General features: G+C 62.7%; 16 protein-coding genes and 2 pseudogenes. 14 read left to right on the top strand and 4 right to left on the bottom strand.

The window, feature by feature from the left end:
* Positions 1-2 precede the first annotated feature (2 nt).
* The 4 genes from PQQ95_RS17560 (at position 3) to PQQ95_RS17545 (ending at position 3,470) form a co-directional block, all read left to right on the top strand.
* Positions 3-968, top strand: a complete 966-nt coding sequence (locus PQQ95_RS17560; protein ID WP_408438637.1) for a 2-hydroxyacid dehydrogenase — start codon at positions 3-5, stop codon at positions 966-968.
* Positions 965-2,119, top strand: a complete 1,155-nt coding sequence (locus PQQ95_RS17555; RefSeq protein ID WP_408438635.1) for a LacI family DNA-binding transcriptional regulator — start codon at positions 965-967, stop codon at positions 2,117-2,119. The genes PQQ95_RS17560 and PQQ95_RS17555 overlap by 4 nt, the downstream gene beginning before the upstream one ends.
* A 72-nt stretch (positions 2,120-2,191) precedes the next feature.
* Positions 2,192-3,001 carry a YhfC family intramembrane metalloprotease gene (locus PQQ95_RS17550; RefSeq protein ID WP_408438633.1) on the top strand — a complete coding sequence of 270 codons (810 nt, stop codon included), beginning with the start codon at positions 2,192-2,194 and terminating at the stop codon, positions 2,999-3,001.
* A gap of 100 nt (positions 3,002-3,101) precedes the next feature.
* Positions 3,102-3,470 (top strand): DUF3022 domain-containing protein, encoded by a 369-nt coding sequence (locus PQQ95_RS17545; RefSeq protein ID WP_408438631.1) that lies wholly within the window; start codon positions 3,102-3,104, stop codon positions 3,468-3,470.
* A 216-nt stretch (positions 3,471-3,686) separates the two neighbouring features.
* Here the strand turns inward: PQQ95_RS17545 and PQQ95_RS17540 are convergent, their stop codons facing one another.
* Together PQQ95_RS17540 and PQQ95_RS17535 are read right to left on the bottom strand one after the other, a co-directional pair.
* Positions 3,687-4,124: a PGDYG domain-containing protein gene (locus PQQ95_RS17540; RefSeq protein ID WP_408438729.1), complete on the bottom strand. Its 438-nt coding sequence runs from the start codon at positions 4,122-4,124 to the stop codon at positions 3,687-3,689.
* A 402-nt stretch (positions 4,125-4,526) separates the two neighbouring features.
* A pseudogene (locus PQQ95_RS17535) lies at positions 4,527-5,043 on the bottom strand (Spy/CpxP family protein refolding chaperone).
* A gap of 187 nt (positions 5,044-5,230) precedes the next feature.
* Between PQQ95_RS17535 and PQQ95_RS17530 the strand changes: the two are divergent.
* The 3 genes from PQQ95_RS17530 (at position 5,231) to PQQ95_RS17520 (ending at position 8,106) form a co-directional block, all read left to right on the top strand.
* Positions 5,231-6,115, top strand: coding sequence for a LysR family transcriptional regulator (locus PQQ95_RS17530; protein ID WP_408438629.1), 885 nt, complete (start codon positions 5,231-5,233; stop codon positions 6,113-6,115).
* Between the two features lie 173 nt (positions 6,116-6,288).
* Positions 6,289-6,747, top strand: coding sequence for an Lrp/AsnC family transcriptional regulator (locus tag PQQ95_RS17525; protein WP_054039581.1), 459 nt, complete (start codon positions 6,289-6,291; stop codon positions 6,745-6,747).
* Between the two features lie 261 nt (positions 6,748-7,008).
* Positions 7,009-8,106 carry a saccharopine dehydrogenase family protein gene (locus PQQ95_RS17520; protein ID WP_408438628.1) on the top strand — a complete coding sequence of 366 codons (1,098 nt, stop codon included), beginning with the start codon at positions 7,009-7,011 and terminating at the stop codon, positions 8,104-8,106.
* Between the two features lie 180 nt (positions 8,107-8,286).
* On the opposite strand, the gene PQQ95_RS17515 is transcribed toward PQQ95_RS17520, so the two are convergent.
* Positions 8,287-8,907 carry a P-loop nucleotide/nucleoside kinase family protein gene (locus tag PQQ95_RS17515; protein ID WP_408438627.1) on the bottom strand — a complete coding sequence of 207 codons (621 nt, stop codon included), beginning with the start codon at positions 8,905-8,907 and terminating at the stop codon, positions 8,287-8,289.
* Positions 8,904-9,053 carry a cytochrome bd-I oxidase subunit CydX gene (gene cydX, locus PQQ95_RS17510; RefSeq protein WP_408438626.1) on the bottom strand — a complete coding sequence of 50 codons (150 nt, stop codon included), beginning with the start codon at positions 9,051-9,053 and terminating at the stop codon, positions 8,904-8,906. The genes PQQ95_RS17515 and cydX overlap by 4 nt, the downstream gene beginning before the upstream one ends.
* 278 nt (positions 9,054-9,331) lie before the next feature.
* On the opposite strand from cydX, the gene PQQ95_RS17505 reads away from it, so the two are divergent.
* The 7 genes and pseudogenes from PQQ95_RS17505 to PQQ95_RS17475 all read left to right on the top strand — a co-directional run bounded on the left by PQQ95_RS17505 (position 9,332) and on the right by PQQ95_RS17475 (position 16,818).
* Positions 9,332-9,568 carry a FitA-like ribbon-helix-helix domain-containing protein gene (locus PQQ95_RS17505; RefSeq protein WP_408438625.1) on the top strand — a complete coding sequence of 79 codons (237 nt, stop codon included), beginning with the start codon at positions 9,332-9,334 and terminating at the stop codon, positions 9,566-9,568.
* Positions 9,555-9,971: pseudogene (locus PQQ95_RS17500) on the top strand (type II toxin-antitoxin system VapC family toxin). Before PQQ95_RS17505 ends, PQQ95_RS17500 begins: the two are co-directional and overlap by 14 nt.
* Positions 9,972-10,063: 92 nt before the next feature.
* The gene (locus tag PQQ95_RS17495; RefSeq protein WP_408438624.1) at positions 10,064-10,504 is read left to right on the top strand and encodes a hypothetical protein; all 441 of its coding nucleotides are present in this window, start codon (positions 10,064-10,066) and stop codon (positions 10,502-10,504) included.
* A gap of 203 nt (positions 10,505-10,707) precedes the next feature.
* Positions 10,708-11,685, top strand: coding sequence for a magnesium/cobalt transporter CorA (gene corA, locus PQQ95_RS17490; RefSeq protein WP_408438623.1), 978 nt, complete (start codon positions 10,708-10,710; stop codon positions 11,683-11,685).
* A gap of 395 nt (positions 11,686-12,080) precedes the next feature.
* Positions 12,081-13,043, top strand: coding sequence for a sugar ABC transporter substrate-binding protein (locus PQQ95_RS17485; RefSeq protein WP_408438622.1), 963 nt, complete (start codon positions 12,081-12,083; stop codon positions 13,041-13,043).
* A gap of 423 nt (positions 13,044-13,466) precedes the next feature.
* Positions 13,467-14,507, top strand: coding sequence for a LacI family DNA-binding transcriptional regulator (locus PQQ95_RS17480; RefSeq protein WP_408438621.1), 1,041 nt, complete (start codon positions 13,467-13,469; stop codon positions 14,505-14,507).
* 511 nt (positions 14,508-15,018) lie between these two features.
* Positions 15,019-16,818 (top strand): methyl-accepting chemotaxis protein, encoded by a 1,800-nt coding sequence (locus PQQ95_RS17475; RefSeq protein WP_408438620.1) that lies wholly within the window; start codon positions 15,019-15,021, stop codon positions 16,816-16,818.
* The last annotated feature ends 210 nt before the right edge of the window (positions 16,819-17,028 follow it).

Raw genomic sequence — 17,028 nt, 5'->3', positions numbered from 1 at the left:
TGATGAAGAAGATCGTTGCCTGGAAGTCGTTGCCGGAAGATGTGCTCGCGTATCTGCAACAGCATGCGGAAGTCGTGCAGGTCGACCCCGCGCAGCACGACACGTTCGTCGCCGCCTTGAAGGACGCGGACGGCGGCATCGGCTCGAGCGTGAAAATCACGCCGGCGATGCTCGAAGGCGCAAGTCGGCTGAAGGCGCTGTCGACCATCTCGGTGGGTTTCGACCAGTTCGATGTGGCCGATCTCACGCGCCGCGGTATCGTGCTCGCGCACACGCCGGACGTGCTGACCGAGTCCACGGCGGATACGGTGTTCTCGCTGATTCTCGCGTCGGCGCGGCGAGTGGTCGAACTCGCGGAGTGGGTGAAGGCGGGGCAGTGGACGCACAGCATCGGACCCGCGCATTTCGGCGTCGACGTGCAGGGCAAGACACTCGGCATCGTCGGGCTGGGGCGGATCGGCGGCGCGGTCGCGCGGCGCGCGGCGCTCGGCTTCAACATGAAGGTGCTGTACACGAACCGCAGCGCGAACGCGCAGGCGGAGCAGGCTTACGGCGCGCGACGGGTCGAGTTGGCGGAGCTGCTCGCCACCGCTGACTTTGTCTGCCTGCAAGTGCCGCTCACACCCGAGACGAAGCACATGATCGGCGCAGCCGAATTCAAAACGATGAAGAAGAGCGCGATCCTGATCAATGCCTCGCGCGGCGCCACGGTCGATGAAGCGGCGCTGATCGAAGCCTTGCAAAACGGCACGATTCACGGCGCGGGTCTGGACGTGTTCGAGACCGAGCCGTTGCCGGCCGATTCGCCGTTACTGAAAATGGCGAACGTGGTCGCGCTGCCGCATATCGGTTCGGCGACGCACGAGACCCGTCACGCAATGGCGCGAAATGCGGCGGAAAACCTCGTCGCCGCGCTCGACGGCACGCTCGCGATCAACATCGTCAACCGCGAAGTGTTGAAGAAATGAGCACGACGCCGCTTGCCGCCCCGCGCCGCGCGACGATCACCGACGTCGCGCGCGAAGCCGGCACGGGCAAGACCAGCATCTCGCGCTACCTGAACGGCGAGATGAGCGTGCTGTCGCCGGAATTGCGCGCGCGTATCGAGGCGGCCATCGAGCGTCTCGACTATCAGCCGAACCAGATGGCACGCGGCCTCAAGCGGGGCCGCAATCGTTTGATCGGCATGCTGCTCGCCGACCTGACCAACCCGTATTCCGTCGAAGTGCTGCAAGGCGTGGAAGCCGCTTGCCACGCGCTCGGCTTGATGCCGCTGATTTGCCACGCGGCCAATGAAGTCGAAATGGAGCGGCGCTATCTGCAGCTGCTGACCACGTATCGCGTGGAAGGCGTGATCGTCAACGCACTCGGCGTGCGTGAGGAAACCCTGCGGCCGGTGGGCGGCGGCGGGATTCCGGCGGTGCTGGTCGACCGTTCGGTGGACGGGCTCGTCGCCGATATGGTCGGACTGGACAACCGGGCAGCTGCCGAGCTCGGCACGCGGCATCTGCTCGATAACGGGTTCGACGATATCTGGTTTGTCGTGCAGCCCTTCGAGCAGGTCAGTTCGCGGCAACTGCGCGAGGCGGCATTTCGCGAGGTGATGAGCGGCGCGGGTGGCGCGAGCGGAACTGGCGGCAAAAAACGCGAAGGCGGCAAGGGCGGCGCACGCGGGCATACGCTGGTGCTGAATCTTGCGGAGCCGGCAGCCGTCGAGCGCGCGCTCGCCGAACTGGACCGTGCCATTGATGCGGATGGCAGTCTTCGCGGGGCTGTGGCGAGCGTGACAGATAACGCGACAAGCAGCGCCACAGATCGCACCGCCGGCAAACCCAGCCGTATCGCTTTGTTCGCGGCCAACGCGCCCGTGGCGCTGTGTCTCGCCCTCCATCTCAAAGCACGCTACGGCGCGGATTGGCAGGCGCGCGTTGCGCTGCTGTCGATCGACGATCCCGAATGGGCCGAATTGACGGGCGTCACCGCGATCCGCCAGCCAACCTACGAGATCGGCTATCGCGCGGTCGAGTTCCTGCATGAGCGCATCGAAGGGGTTCAGACCACCGCGCGTGACTGTCTCCTGCCAGGCGAATTGATCGTCCGCGCCTCGACTTTGCGCTGACTTCGCGCTGATCTGCGATCATTCGGGCTGCGGCGCGCAGCGGGTGCGCGCCGGGCAAACGCAAGGAAACTCATGGTTGTTGCACCGCTTACCCTCTCGAGCCTCGCCGTCGCGACCCTGCTGGTCGCCGCTTTACCGTTCCTGATCTACCGCCGTCTGCGCCGGTCGCTCGCGCTGAATCCCCGCGACGCGATCACCGGCGTCGCGGTGTTCGCGCTGTTCGCGATGGTGATCGAGCGCGCGCTGAACGACTACGTGTTGCATCGGAACGAAGCGACCGCCACCTTCCTGTCCAATCCGCTGGCGTTCGTGGTGTACGGCGCGCTGGCGGCGGGGATCTGCGAGGAAGTGGGGCGCTTCATTGGGATGCGGCTGCTGCTCAAGCGCGCGGCAGCGAAGTCCGCATCCGCTGCCGGCACGGGCGATGGCACGGCGCTGACCTATGGTCTCGGCCACGGCGGCGCTGAAGCGTGGCTGGTCGGCGTGCTGGTGCAGATTCAATGGATCCTGTTCGCGGTCTTCGAAAACCGCGGAGAACTGGATGGCTACCTGAGCAATCTGCCGACCGACTCGGTAATGCGCATTCACCTGATTCTCGCCAGCCTGACGCCGCAGACGGCGGGGATTTTCGCGCTCGAACGGGTGGCCGCGCTGGTGTTCCAGATCGGCTTGTCGGTGCTGATGTGGCGCGGCGTGCGGGCGGGTTGGCGTGGAATCCTGCCGCTTGCGATCGTGCTGCATGCACTGGTCGACGTGCCGGCTGCGTTGTTCCAGGCACAGCTCGTGCCGCTTGCCGCGGTGGATGGCGTGTATGCGCTGGGCGCGTTGATCGTCGCAGGCCTGTTGTTCAGGGCGTTTCGTCGCCCGGCGCTTGCCGCGTGAGCTGGTTGTGAACTGCTTGTTACACCGGCTATCCGTGATTCTCTAACTTTCGGCGTACCTTTGTGGTACGCCGTTCAGGCTCATCCTTTCGGCACACTTCATGGAAGAAGCTTACCAATACGACTGCGCGAATCCCGAGTTCGAGGAATTGGCGCGCGTCATCAGCGATCTGTTTCCCGAGCAGACGCAGTTCATTCAGCGTGCGGGCGAAGACGGCACGCCGACGCTGGCGATTCACTGGGTTGCGATGCGCTTCGGCGCGACCGCGCGCCGGATCGTCATGACCGTGGTGATCGCGCCGGCGGCGTTGGCGCGTTATCGCGCGTTGCCGGCGCGCCTGCGTGGCCGGAGTTTCGCGGTGCTGCGGGCGTATGTTGAAGCGAGTATTGGCTCGCTCGAAGAGCAGTATGCGAACGGCGAAGCCGTGCCGCGTGATGTGATCGTGGATCTGGGCGATGAGTTTGCCTGAAGCGATTGGCTTGAGGCTCTTCAGGCCATTGGCTGGGAGGCGGGCTCGAGTGCGGATGGGATTGTCGCGGCTAGGTCAGGGGGGCACGACTCGCCGGAAGTGGGTCAGCGGAAGTGAGTCGCCGGCAAAGAGTCACCCGCAATGAATCGTCGGCAATGAGTGATCGGCATTGAGTCGCTGGCAATGAATCACCAGCCGTGACTCAATGGCCGAGACTCAATCGGCCAGCCGATAGACCTTGGCGAAGCGGGCTGCCTGCACCACGCCGTAATCACCGGGGGCGTACTGCATGATCCAGTCGCCGGCTGCGCCGTGCAGCACGTCGCCGCCACTTGCCGAGCGGGCCAGCGAAAACGCTTCATTCATCTGTTTGGCCAGCACAACGGCGGGACGGTTGCGATATGCGCCCGGTTCGCCGTGAGCGAGGGTGGCGTCTTCCGGCAGATATTTGGCGTCGAAGCGTTCGCGCGAGACAACCCAGCGGTCGCCGGTCGATCCGGTGATCAGCGCATCGCCGGGGGCGTAGCGATTGGGGCCTTCCAGGCTCATCAGTTCGCCTTCGGCGGCAGCGAATTCAACGCGCACGGTTTCGTTTTTGACGACGCGCTGGGCATTGGCATCGTTACTCAGGTCGAGATTTTTGAGTTCGGTCATGAAGCGAGTCGGTATGGAGATATTGACAGCCTGGCCGGGACCTGGCGTCCCGACGCTGCGTACCCGCAATCATGCCAGATGCATTTGTCGATCGGTTTCTTTTGCCATTGGCGGCGAGGGCTGTGAAGGCAACGGAGGCAGCAGAGGCAACGAAGGTGGCGAACAGGTCAGGCTTGAATCTGCGCTTACCGACCGGCGCGGCAAGAAGACCCGCTTGAGACCGGGCGATCTGGATCGTTCGCCTGCGAAGCGCGCACCCAGACATAAAGCCCGATCCGACGCGCCGATTAGCCGAAGACCAGCGCAGTAGGCGCGCGGACCTATCCCGCAGCCAAAGGCAAAAGAACCGCGCGCGCAGCGCGGAAACCCGCACTGCGCGCCATCAACCGTGTAACCGGTTTCTTACCGCTTCACAGTCGCCTTACTCGGCTGCGGCCGGTGCCTTCTTGGCGCCGCCCTTGCCATGGTGGCGACGGCCGCCTTCAGGGCCGCCCTGATGGAACGTTACGTCAGCCAGCTTTTTCTGCTCGGGCGAGAAGCTGCTATACAGCGGATCGAATGCATCGACCAGTTTCTTCATGCCGTCCGCATGCGCCTGCGCGATCGTGGCGTACTGCTTCATATCGTCGAGCGCCGACAGGTTCGTGTTGGCCTTGCGCTGCTGGAACAACTGGCCCATCGTTTCGCCATTGTTACGCATGACATCGGCGAACGCGTTCCATTGCGATTCCTGCGCCGAAGTGATCTTCAACTGTGCGTGCAGGTAGGCGATGCGGTCTTCGACATTGCGCTCGTGGCCAGCCTTGGCGGCCGGCGCCGAAGCCGGGGCGCCCGTCGGTGCCGGGGCCGGTGCGGGGGTTTGTGCGAATGCGCCGCTCATGGCGACTGCGGTGGCCAGCATTACGAGTGCTTTTTTCATCGAAACTCCTGATGTCTGTTCGAATTATGACAAGGCGAGCATGGCGAGCGGCCCAACGCGCGTTCGCATAGCGACGCAAGGCGGCCGGCTGCCCACTTCGCCGTCGCCGCTATTAGTATCACGATATCCCTACAATGCGGCTGCAGTGCGACAAACGCTTACAACCGAAACGAACAGGAAATAGCGGGTGGACAAATTCGTCAGCATGGAAATCTTCGTCGCAGTGGTCGAGGCGGGCAGTCTTACGGCGGCCGCCGAACGCTTTGACATTTCGTCGGCGATGGTCGGCAAGCACATCCGCTCGCTTGAAACCCGGCTCGCGACGCGGCTTCTGACGCGCACCACGCGCCGTCAGAGTCTGACCGAAATCGGCCGGCAATACTACGAGCAGTGCCGGCGAATTCTGACGGACGTCAAAGAGGCGGAGTCGCTCGCCGAATCCATGGCGGCCGCGCCGCGCGGGGTGCTGAAGGTGACGGTGCCGCTGACCTACGGTGTCGAAGTCTTTGCCCCGGCGATGACCGACTACCTGAGCGCCTGGCCCGACGTCAGCCTCGAACTGGATCTGTCGAATCGCGTGATCGACCTGGTGGAAGAGGGTTTCGATGCGTCGGTGCGCATCGGCCGTTTGCCTGATTCCAGTTTCGTCGCACGGCCGTTGAAGCCTTACCGGATGCGCGCGTGCGCGTCGCCGGCTTATCTGGAGCGGGCCGGCACGCCGCGCACGCCGGCTGATCTCATGCAGCACGAATGCCTCGGCTTTTTGCATTGGGGCCGCGAGGGATTGTGGCGGCTAGGCGGCGAGAATGCGGACGAAAACCAGTTGCGCGCCGGACGCTTCCGCGCGAACAACGGCCAGGCGCTCAAGGTTGCCGCGTTGCGTGGCTTTGGGCTGGTGTTGCAGCCGGAGGCGCTGCTTGCGCGAGAGATCGCCAGTGGTGAACTGGTGTCGGTGCTGGAGGACTATTTGCCCGAGGGCGCGCCGGTCCATCTGCTCTACTCACGCGACCGCCGTGCCACGCCCAAACTCACCAGCTTTATCGATTTCGTGATCGAGCGGTTTGGAGCGTGATCTTGCCGTTTGACATGCTTCGTTTTTCGCGTCCTGCTTCCGCTTCCGTCTCCCCATCCGTTATCAACCACTCATCATGGCGCAGCCCATGCTTCGGGGCTCTTCTGCCTGCCGCCCGATACCCAGGACGCGCGATAATCCGTTCCACTGCTGACTAACTTCTTTCGCTCCCAATGAGACCTCCGCGCCTCGACCAACTCGACGACCTCGACCGCAACCTCGTTGCGCTGCTGCAAGCCAACGCCCGTGAGAGCGTCGCCAATCTCGCGCGTCAACTGGATGTGGCGCGCACCACCGTGATCGCCCGGATCGCCCGGCTCGAGCGCAGCAACGTGATTGGCGGCTATAGCGTGCGGCTCGGCCAGGACGTGCTCGACTCGAGCATCCAGGCGTACGTCGGCATCATCATTGCGCCGAAGTACGGGCCGGCCGTGCAGAAACGTCTCGGCAAGATGCCCGAGGTGCAACTGCTCTGCGCGGTGAGCGGCGAGTTCGACTATGTCGCGTGGCTGCGCGCCGATTCGCCCGATCGCCTCAACGATCTGCTCGACGAGATCGGCGGCCTGGAAGGGGTGGAGCGAACCACCACGTCGATCATTCTTGCACGCAAGATCGACCGCGGCATGGTGTGATTCCGCTGCTCAATTTTTACGCTATTTTTATATGTTTTCGACGTATCGACTAATTTCATCGTCATACCGTCGAAGTTCATGGTCATAGCGCAGCATTTTGCGTGTATGAACTGTTTTTGCTTCTCCCTAAACTGTCTCTCAAGGGTTCAGCCCGCCGGGCGCAGCGCCTAAGCGCAGCGCACTTCCCAAGCTGGAGACAGCAGATAAACAGGACCGGGGTAGGCGCTAAAACGCCAATGCCGGTCGATAAAGGAGAAGCGCATGAAAGTAGCCATCGTTGGCGCAGGTTTGATCGGTCACACCATCGCCCACATGTTGCGGGAAACAGGCGACTACGACGTCGTCGCGTTCGACCGCGATCAGCATGCGCTTGATAAACTCGCGGCCCAAGGCATCCCGACCCGTCGCGTCGATTCGGCCGATGCCGCCGCGCTGCGCGCCGCCATTCAAGGCTTCGACGCACTCGTCAATGCGCTGCCGTATTACCTCGCGGTGAACGTGGCCTCCGCGGCCAAGGGCGCGGGCGTCCATTACTTCGACCTGACCGAAGACGTGCGCGCCACCAGCGCGATTCGTGCAATCGCTGACGACGCCGATCATGCCTTCATGCCGCAATGCGGACTCGCGCCGGGCTTCATCGGCATCGCCGCGCACGAACTGGCGAACCGTTTCACTGAAATCCGCGATGTGAAAATGCGCGTCGGCGCGCTGCCGGAGTTCCCGACCAACGCGCTGAAGTACAACCTGACGTGGAGTGTCGACGGTCTGATCAACGAGTACTGCCAGCCGTGCGAAGCGATCCGCGATAGCCGCACGCAGTGGGTGCAGCCGCTGGAAGGCCTCGAACACTTTTCGCTCGACGGCACCGAATACGAAGCCTTCAATACGTCCGGCGGCCTGGGTACGCTATGCGAAACGCTGGCGGGCCGCGTCGAATCGCTCGACTACAAGTCGGTGCGCTATCCGGGCCACCGCAACCTGATGCAGTTCCTGCTGGAAGACCTGCGTTTGTCGAGCGACCGCGACACGCTCAAGACCATCATGCGCCGTTCGGTGCCCGCCACCGCGCAAGACGTCGTGCTGGTGTTCATCACCGTGAGCGGTATGCGTGACGGTCAACTGGTGCAGGAAGTCTTCACCCGCAAGATCTTCGCGAAGACGGTGTGCGGCGTGCCGATGAGCGCCATTCAGATCACCACGGCCGGCGCGATGTGCGCGGTGCTCGATCTGTTCCGTGAACAGAAGCTGCCGCAAAGCGGGTTTGTGCGTCAGGAACAGGTGTCGCTGCGCGACTTCCTCGCGAACCGCTTTGGCCAGTTGTACGAAGGGCAGTCGCTGGATGCGATGGCAACGGCGTAAGCCGAGCCTGTCGCGTTGAGGCTCAACACCGGGGGCCGTGCGATGACGCGGTAGTGATTGCCGCGAGCAACGAAGCAGGCCTCGCAGAAGGCCGCCTGATGAACGCCCCGCCATGCGGGGCGTTTTGCGTTTGAAACAACGGCGCTATACAAGCCGCTGTACCGGCTGTGACGTAGGTCGTTACACAGGCAGCGGCGGCAGCATCGCAGGCAACGCATGCGGCTCGCCAAGAATGCGTGCAAGCAATGCATCGTAATCCGCGCGGGTCGGCGCGGTGTTGTCGAACATCAGGAGGTCTTCGCAAATGTCGCCGCTCGGCACGAAGCGGCGCTGCCGGTACTCGTCCCAATGCGCGAGCTTGTAGGCATCGTTCGGATTGCCGCGTGCGACGATGCGTTGACGCGCCATCTCTTCGGACGTGTAGACCCATACGACCCGCAGCGTCACGTCCGCGCCGATACCCAGCCAGGTGCGATCGAACAGGCGCCGCTCGCGCACTTCGCGCGACAGCGGCCCGACCACCAGGGCGCTGACGCCGAGGTCGAGATTGTCGCGGGCAGTATCGAGCAGGCCGCGATACTCGGGATCACGCAGGTGCTGCAGGAAAAGCGGACTGTCGCGGTCGTTCGGATCGCCGGTCAGCATGGCCATGGCGGCCGCGCTATAGCCGCCGAACAGCGTGTCTTTATCGAGCAGGCAGAAGGGCGTTGCGCTCGCTTGCATGAGCGGGCCGATCAGCTTTTTCGCGAGGGTGGTTTTGCCGGTGCCGGCGTGACCGCAGAAGAAAACCAGATAGGTCACGGCGACGCGTCCTCGGGCGCGGCGGCTGGGGCGCCGGCGTGCTGCGGGTCACGCGCAAATTTGCCGCCGGCCTCCAGCCACATCACATTGATGATGCCGAAGCCCAATGCCACGCCGATGCCGAGAATCCAGGTGAAATACCACATTGCGGTCTCCTTGATCGTATGTCCGGCGCGGCAGGTTGTGACGCATTGTGCATAGCCGGTCAGAGAAGCCAACATGCTGGCAGAGAAAGTTGGCACACGGTGGTTCTGAGGGTAAATCCGCAGCCCGCAGTGCCCACAGCGCAGCACTTTGCAGCGATCATGAAGAAGAACGCGGCCGCGCGCAAGAGGGCGTGTAGATCGTTGGCCGTTCGGCCAGGATGGCAGAACGGCTGCGCATTGCTATGATGCGTGGCAATGTGTGAGCAGGAGAAGTCAGGATGGCAAATCTATGGATTCGTGACGTGGATCAAACGTTGTATGACGCACTCATTCGGGAAGCCGAAGCGAACGGGCGCTCGGTGGAGGAGGAGCAGCGGGCGATTTTGGAGGGGGCTCTGCAAAAGGTATACAACCGGCAGTTCGTCAGGGCATTGATGAGCATCCCCGACGTTGGGGAGGACGCGGACTTTGAGCGGGTGAACGACAGACGCGAGGCTCCAGTTGTATTTGATTGATACCAACGTCATTAGTGAAATCAAACGTTGGGACCGCGCAAATCCGGGTGTACGGCGATTTTTCAGGCAAGCGGAGAAAGAGGAGCGCGAACTCTATCTTTCTGTCATCACTGTAGGAGAATTGTGACGCGGCGTTGAGCAGGTGAGGCAACGCGGAGACCTGCCACAAGCAATCGTGCTTGAGCGATGGATGAATGCCGTGCTAACGAGGTTTGCCCGGAGCATTCTGGCCATCGACGAGGCCGCAGCCCATGCATGGGGCAGGCTGCGCGTGCCGCAGTCGGAGCCTGCCGTCGACAAACTGATCGCCGCCACCGCGCTGACGTGCGATCTCGTGGTGGTGACACGCAATGTCGCCGATTTTGCAGCACCGGGCATTCGTGTAGTCAACCCGTTCGACTGACCGTCCAACAGGCGCGCCGGAGCGGAGGATGCGCGACTTCGCGCAATGCGCCTATAACAACAGCAACACCACCAACCACACGGGAGACCAGCATGCCGATGCACTCGCACTTCCCCTGCAAAGCCGCGCTGCTCGTGCTGGCGATCGCATTGCTCGCCGGTTGCGGCTCGACGCCTGCCGAACCCGTCCCGTTCAAGGAGGTGCCGCAAGCGCGCATTGTCCGGCCTGGTTACACGCAGCCCGGAACCGGGCTGGTCGCCGTGGACGTGCGGCGCGAACGTTCCCGCGACGTCATCGTCCGGTTCCGCGATGCGCTGGTGTATATCGACGGCGAGCAGGTCACCGATCTGATGAACGGCGAACATGTCGTCTTCTATCTGAGCCCCGGCGTGCACCGCATCGCTGTCTCCACGCAATTCGACCCGGTCGTGGAGATGCGCTTTACGGTCACGGCCGATACGCGCTATACGAACCGCGCATCGGTCACTTTCGGCGACGATCACGCGATCGCTTTGCGCAGGGTCGCGCAATAGCGCCGGGCAGGGCCAGACAACGCTGGATTGCGGCGGGCAGTTGACCGGCGCCGAACTGTGCCAACCGCGCCCGCCCGCACGTTTTAACAATTGGATACATGACAGTCATGCAGAGCCCTTAACATGGCGGCTATCGAGATTCCACGCAGGGCCACGCACAGTGCGAAGCCGGCCGAACTGTTCCGTTTTCAAGGTAATCCAACATGCTGATCAATTGCGCCGCCTATCAGGACGGCCGTAAGCTGGCTGACATCGATATCGATAGCATCAGCGACTATGTGGCGCGGCCCGAGTGCTTCGTCTGGGTGGCGCTGAAAGACCCGGGGCCGGGCGAACTGGCGGTGATGAAACATGAGTTCGGCCTGCACGAACTCGCGATCGAGGACGCGCAAAACGGCCATCAGCGTCCGAAAATCGAGGAGTACGGCGAGTCGCTATTCGCGGTCATGCATACCGTGGAAATGGACGAAGAGGGCGAACTGCTGATCGGCGAGGTCGACGTGTTCGTGGGGCACAACTATGTGCTGTCGGTACGCCGCGGCACGCGCGCCGGATTCCAGAACGTTCGCTCCCGCTGCGAGCGGGAGCCGCAACTGCTCAAGGAGGGCTCGGCATTCGTGCTGTACGCGCTGGCGGACGATATCGTCGATCGCTATTTCCCGATCGTCGAGGCGATGAACACGGAGATCGAAGCGCTCGAAGATCGTATTTTCGACCGCAATGATTCGACTGCGTCGCGCGCGATCATCCAGGATCTGTACTCGTTGAAGCGCCGGCTCGTGATCCTGCAGCACCATATTGCGCCCTTGCAGGAAGCGATCGGCAAATTGACGGGCGGCCGGATTCCGAGCGTCTGCGAAGGCATGCAGGCGTATTTTCGCGACGTCTACGACCACCTTGAGCGGATCGTCAGAATCATCGATGGCCGGCGCGAAATGGTCGTCACGGCGGTGCAGGTCAATCTGGGGATGATCTCGCTTGCCGAAAGCGAGGTGACTAAACGGCTTGGCTCGTTTGCCGCATTGTTCGCGGTGCCGACCATGATCGCCGGCATCTACGGGATGAACTTCGAAAACCTTCCCGAGTTGCACTACAAGTTTGGTTATCCGATCTGCCTTGCCGTGATGCTCACCGTGGATGTGATCTTGTACTTGCGCTTCCGGAAGGCCGGCTGGCTTTGACAGACCGTTAGCCGCCGGACAGTCGGCGAGGTATAGGCCGCACTCCCGGCACGCCGTGTATCCGTCGTCCTGTACGTTCCCCTTGCACCGTGCGCAATAAAAGTCCAGCATAAGCGGCTTGCCGGCCGCTGAGCTTGCAGCCGGTGGCAGATTTGCCACGCACGGACCGAGTGAGGAACCCTTGCCAAAACGCAGCCTGCCGGTGCGCCTGCCTGCCGCACCGGGCCGAGCCCATCGAGCACTTCGCGTCGACGCACTTTCTGCGGACCGGTGCAACGTGATACCGCGAATCGTTGACAATTCGAACAGCGCGCACTGAGAATAGGCCCGGCAAACGTTTGCGCACTACTAAAAATACAGCTCGACCGCGAGCCCGACACACCCTGGAGATAGGCATGAGCCATCGCATTCGCCGCCGCATGCTAGCGGCCGCAGTTTTCGTCACCGCCACTGCCGCTTTGCCGTTTTCCCTAGCCTACGGGCAAACCGCGTCCGCCCATAAGCCGAAGGTCGCGCTGGTGATGAAGTCGCTCGCCAACGAGTTCTTCCTGACCATGGAAACCGGCGCGAAGGACTACCAGAAACACAATGCCTCCCAGTTCGACCTGATCAGCAACGGCATCAAGGACGAGACCGATACCGCCAACCAGATCCGTATCGTCGAGCAGATGATCGTCTTGAAGGTCGATGCGATCGTGCTGGCCCCGGCTGATTCGAAGGCGCTGGTGCCGGTTGTCAAGAAGGCCGTCGACGCGGGCATCATCGTCGTGAACATCGACAACCGGCTCGACCCGGACGTGCTCAAGTCGAAAGACCTCAACGTGCCGTTCGTCGGCCCGGATAACCGCAAGGGCGCACAGAAGGTCGGCGGCTATCTGGCCAAAAAGCTGAAGGCGGGTGATGAAGTTGGCATTATCGAAGGCGTGTCCACCACAACCAACGCACAACAACGCACTGCGGGTTTCAAGGACGCGATGCAGGCCGTCGGCGCCAAGGTCGTGTCGGTGCAATCGGGCGAATGGGAAATCGACAAGGGCAACGCAGTGGCGTCCGCGATGCTTAATGAGTATCCGAACCTGAAGGCGCTGCTGGCCGGTAACGACAATATGGCGATCGGCGCGGTCTCGGCTGTCCGCGCGGCCGGCAAGCAGGGCAAGGTGCTGGTGGTCGGTTACGACAACATCAACGCGATCAAGCCAATGCTCAAGGACGGCCGCGTGCTCGCCACCGCCGACCAGTACGCTGCCAAGCAGGCCGTGTTCGGTATCGACACCGCGCTGAAGGCGATCAACGAGCACAAGAAGCAATCACAGTTGTCCGGCGTGGTTGAAACGCCGTGCGACCTCGTGACCAAGTAAGCGCCAGGCAGTAAATGCAGGAATACGCACCGCAAGAAGCATCGCGACGCGCCGAGGCCCGCAGGTTCGCGCTCACGCCGTTGCATGCTGAATGCATGGCACAAAACCCGCGAATCCGCACCAATTCAATAAACGCTCAAGAAACCTCCTGCGCCGCCGTTAATTCCAGAGGTAAGCGACAAGCCTGCCAGCACGCGCCTCGGCTTGTCGAATTACCTGGGTCTTGCCGGTGGGTTGCTGGCGATGATCGTGCTGTTCTCGCTGCCAGGTTCGCCTTTCCGACGTACGGGACATTCAGCACGATCGCCAATCAGTGCGGTAAAGCGTAAGTATTCATGGGTTTGGTCTGTCTTCGATGAAGACGTCCGGTGGGTCGCCAGAAGGCGTGACCGGCGGGAACAACAGGCAGGAGAGCAACAGGTTATGGCGACGATCAAGGATGTAGCGGCCGTGGCAGGCGTGTCGTTCACGACGGTATCGCACGTGGTGAACAACTCACGGCCGGTGTCGGCCGACGTGCGCGCGAAGGTCGAACATGCGATCCGTCAGCTTCACTATGTACCGTCGGCGGTGGCCCGCTCGCTCAAGGCGCGGGCGACGGCGACGATCGGTCTGGTGGTGCCGAACAGCACGAACCCGTATTTCGCGGAGATGGCGCGGGGTATCGAGGATGGTTGCTCGCGCAACGGCTACTGCCTGTTCTTCTGCAATTCCGACGACGATCCGGCCAAGCAGCGTAACTATCTGCGCGTGCTGCAGGAAAAGCGGATCGACGGATTGATCGTCGCCTCCGCGGGCGACGACGCGGTGCTGGCGCAGACGCTTGCCGACGCCCGTGAGCCGCTGGTCATCGTGGACCGCAATATCGAAGGCGTGAACGCGGATCTGGTGCAGATCGACCACGAGAAGGGCGGCTATCTCGCGACGCGTCATCTGCTCGAACTGGGGCATGTGCGGATCGGCTGCATCACCGGGCCCGTGAAGACGGCGGTGAGCGCCATGCGGCTGCACGGCTTCATCCGCGCCATGACCGAGCGTGGCATCGAGATTCCGGCCGGGGCGATTGTCGAAAGCGATTTTTCGGGGATGGGCGGCCATCGCGCTGCCGGACAACTGTTCGACACTGTGAAGCCGTCGGCGATTTTTGCCGGCAACGACATGATGGGCATCGGCGCACTGCGCGCCGCGGCGGAGCGCAATATCAGCGTGCCGCGCGATTGCTCGATCATCGGTTTCGACGATATCGAACTGGGACGATTCACTTATCCGTCGCTCTCGACGGTCGGGCAGTCGGTGCGTGCGCTTGGCGATATGGCTGCGCAGACGCTGATCGAACGCATTGCCGGAACTTCGTCGGGCAGTCCGCGCGCGCTGGGACGCCGGCGTGTCGTGTCGCCGCGCCTGATCGTGCGCGAATCGACGGCGACATGGGCCGGTGCGGCGCGGCGCGATCTGGCGGCCTGATATCGATCGTCGCGTTGCCGGGCGCGAGCCGGAAGGTTCGCGTGCGTTCTCTCGTGCCGCTTTTGCGCGCTGTTGAGGGTCGATCGTGCGCGAAAGTAGTGCGCGGAGCCGGGCGAGAGCGCTTCGCCCGCGTCCTTAGGTGCGCCATGACGCTCCCTAAGTCGAAGTCGAAGGGCTGCTTGATCGAAGGGCCTGCTTGCGCCTCACTTGAACCCCGCCTGGCGCTACCTCGTCTTTCGACGATCGGCCTTCCGAGCCGCCCGAATTCAATTCCCCACACGTCAAAAAAGCTGCGCAACTGCCTGCAGAGCGCGCTCTGTCAGTTGTTTGTAATTTCTTCCAATTGCTTACAACGTCTTTCTTCATACCAGATAAATTCTTCAAGTATGCAGGTTGGATGCCGTAAACAGAATTATTAGAGCGCGGCCTCAAATCAGCGCCATGTACGCAGAGCCACACGCTACCCCGCGCTGCGCACGCAGCTTCTTATTTGCTAAGTACAGGAACAAGCATGTTGAACAAAGGCATCACGATCAAGGCGCGGATTGGCCTCACGATGGCTTTTCTCGCCGCGTTGCTGGTCGCCATTGGCGTTTTCGGTTTGTTCGGCATGAGCCGTTCGAATGACGCTTATCAGGACACTTTCACTAACGCCATGCCGAGTGCGGTCGATATCGGTAACGCCGAGCTGTTTGCCGCGCGCGAGCGGCTGTCGCTCGACCGGGCGGCGTTCCAGATCGGCACGCCGGAAGCGGCGCCGACGATCGAACGGGCGCGTTCGATGCGCGTCACCTCCGACATGTGGTGGAAAAAGTATATGGACCTCCCGCGCGACGCCGAGGAAGACCGTCTCGCGCAGGACGTCGTTGCCAAGCGTGACGCACTGCATCAGCAAATGGACGCGTTTGCGACCGTCGTCACGTCGAACGACCAGACCCGGCTCGCCGACGGCGCCAAGCGCATCCAGGTGGCGTACGGCGATCTCGCCACCGCCGACGACGCTCTGCGCAAGTTCCAGTTCGTCTCCGCCAAGCAGGGTTACGACTCCGCGCAGAGCAGCTTCGAAGTGTTTCGCGTGGTGAGCGCCGTTGCACTGCTGGTCGGCGTGCTTGCCGCCGTGCTGTCCTATCTGACGCTTAGCCGTGCGATTGCCCGCCCGCTCGACGCAGCCCTGGGTCATTTCGACGCGATTTCCGCAGGCGATTTGCGCCGCCCGGTCGTGGTTACCTCACGCGACGAAATGGGGCAGTTGCTCGAAGGCATCGCCAAAATGCAGCGCAGTCTCACCGAAACGGTGCGTACGGTGCGCGGCGGTAGTGAGTCGATTGCGACGGCCACGCGCCAGATCGCGGCCGGCAACATCGATCTGTCCTCGCGTACGGAAGAGCAGGCGTCGGCGCTGCAGGAAACCGCGTCGAGCATGGAAGAACTGACCGGCACGGTCAAGCAGAATGCCGACAACGCGCGCCAGGCGAGCTCGCTGGCGGCCAATGCGTCCGAGATTGCCAACCGAGGCAGCGCGGTGGTTGGCCAGGTGGTCGGCACGATGGGCGACATCAATCAGAGTTCGGCGAAGATTGCCGACATCATTTCGATCATCGAAGGGATTGCGTTCCAGACCAACATCCTGGCCCTCAATGCGGCCGTGGAAGCGGCGCGGGCCGGTGAGGAAGGGCGCGGGTTCGCGGTGGTGGCAGGCGAAGTGCGCAGCCTCGCGCAGCGTTCGTCGGCGGCGGCCAAGGAAATCAAGGAATTGATCGACACCTCGGTGGAGCGCGTGCAGTCCGGCTCGGCGCTGGTCGACGAAGCCGGCCGCACCATGACCGAGATCATCGGTGCGGTGCAGCGCGTGACCGACATCATGGGTGAGATCGCAGCGGCCTCGGAAGAGCAAAGCAGCGGCATCGACCAGGTGGCGCGCGCCGTCACGCAAATGGACGAAGTCACGCAGCAGAATGCCGCACTGGTCGAGGAAGCGGCCGCGGCGGCGTCTTCGCTCGAAGATCAGGCCGGCAAGCTGCGTGCGGCGGTCGCGGTGTTCCAGCTCGAAGAGAGCGGCTTCAAGGCGCCGGTCAGCGCGGCGCCGAAGCGCGCGGCCACCCTGGTTCGGCCGCCGGCCGCGCGTAAGGTGTCAAACGCGAATGTGTCGAACGCGGTGTCACATGCCGTGCCACATACGGCGTCACATGCGGTGTCACAACCCGCCCCGGCAGCCAGGGCACCTGCTGCACCCGCTACCGCCGCGCCGACAAGGACGCCGGCCAAGGCAACGGCGAGCGCCGGCAGCGATCAGGACTGGGAAACCTTCTGACCTGTGCAACATTCGTTCCCGATGATGCATTAGACGGAACCACGCTTGTGCGGATCGGCCGCATGACGACAAAGACCGCGATTGCGCATGCAACCGCGGTCTTTTTTCATGGTCTGCGGACTAAGTAACGTTCACAAGCGTTGTCTTCACCCTGGCGAGCGTCGCGATCCGGTACATTGACGGGCGCGACTACAGCTTGTGCCGGCAACG

Origin of the sequence: Paraburkholderia caffeinilytica (genome assembly GCF_046030355.1) — a bacterium.
Classification (GTDB): Bacteria; Pseudomonadota; Gammaproteobacteria; order Burkholderiales; family Burkholderiaceae; genus Paraburkholderia; species Paraburkholderia caffeinilytica_B.
Note: the sequence above shows the minus strand (reverse complement) of the source record. Positions and strands in the feature narration are given on the sequence as shown.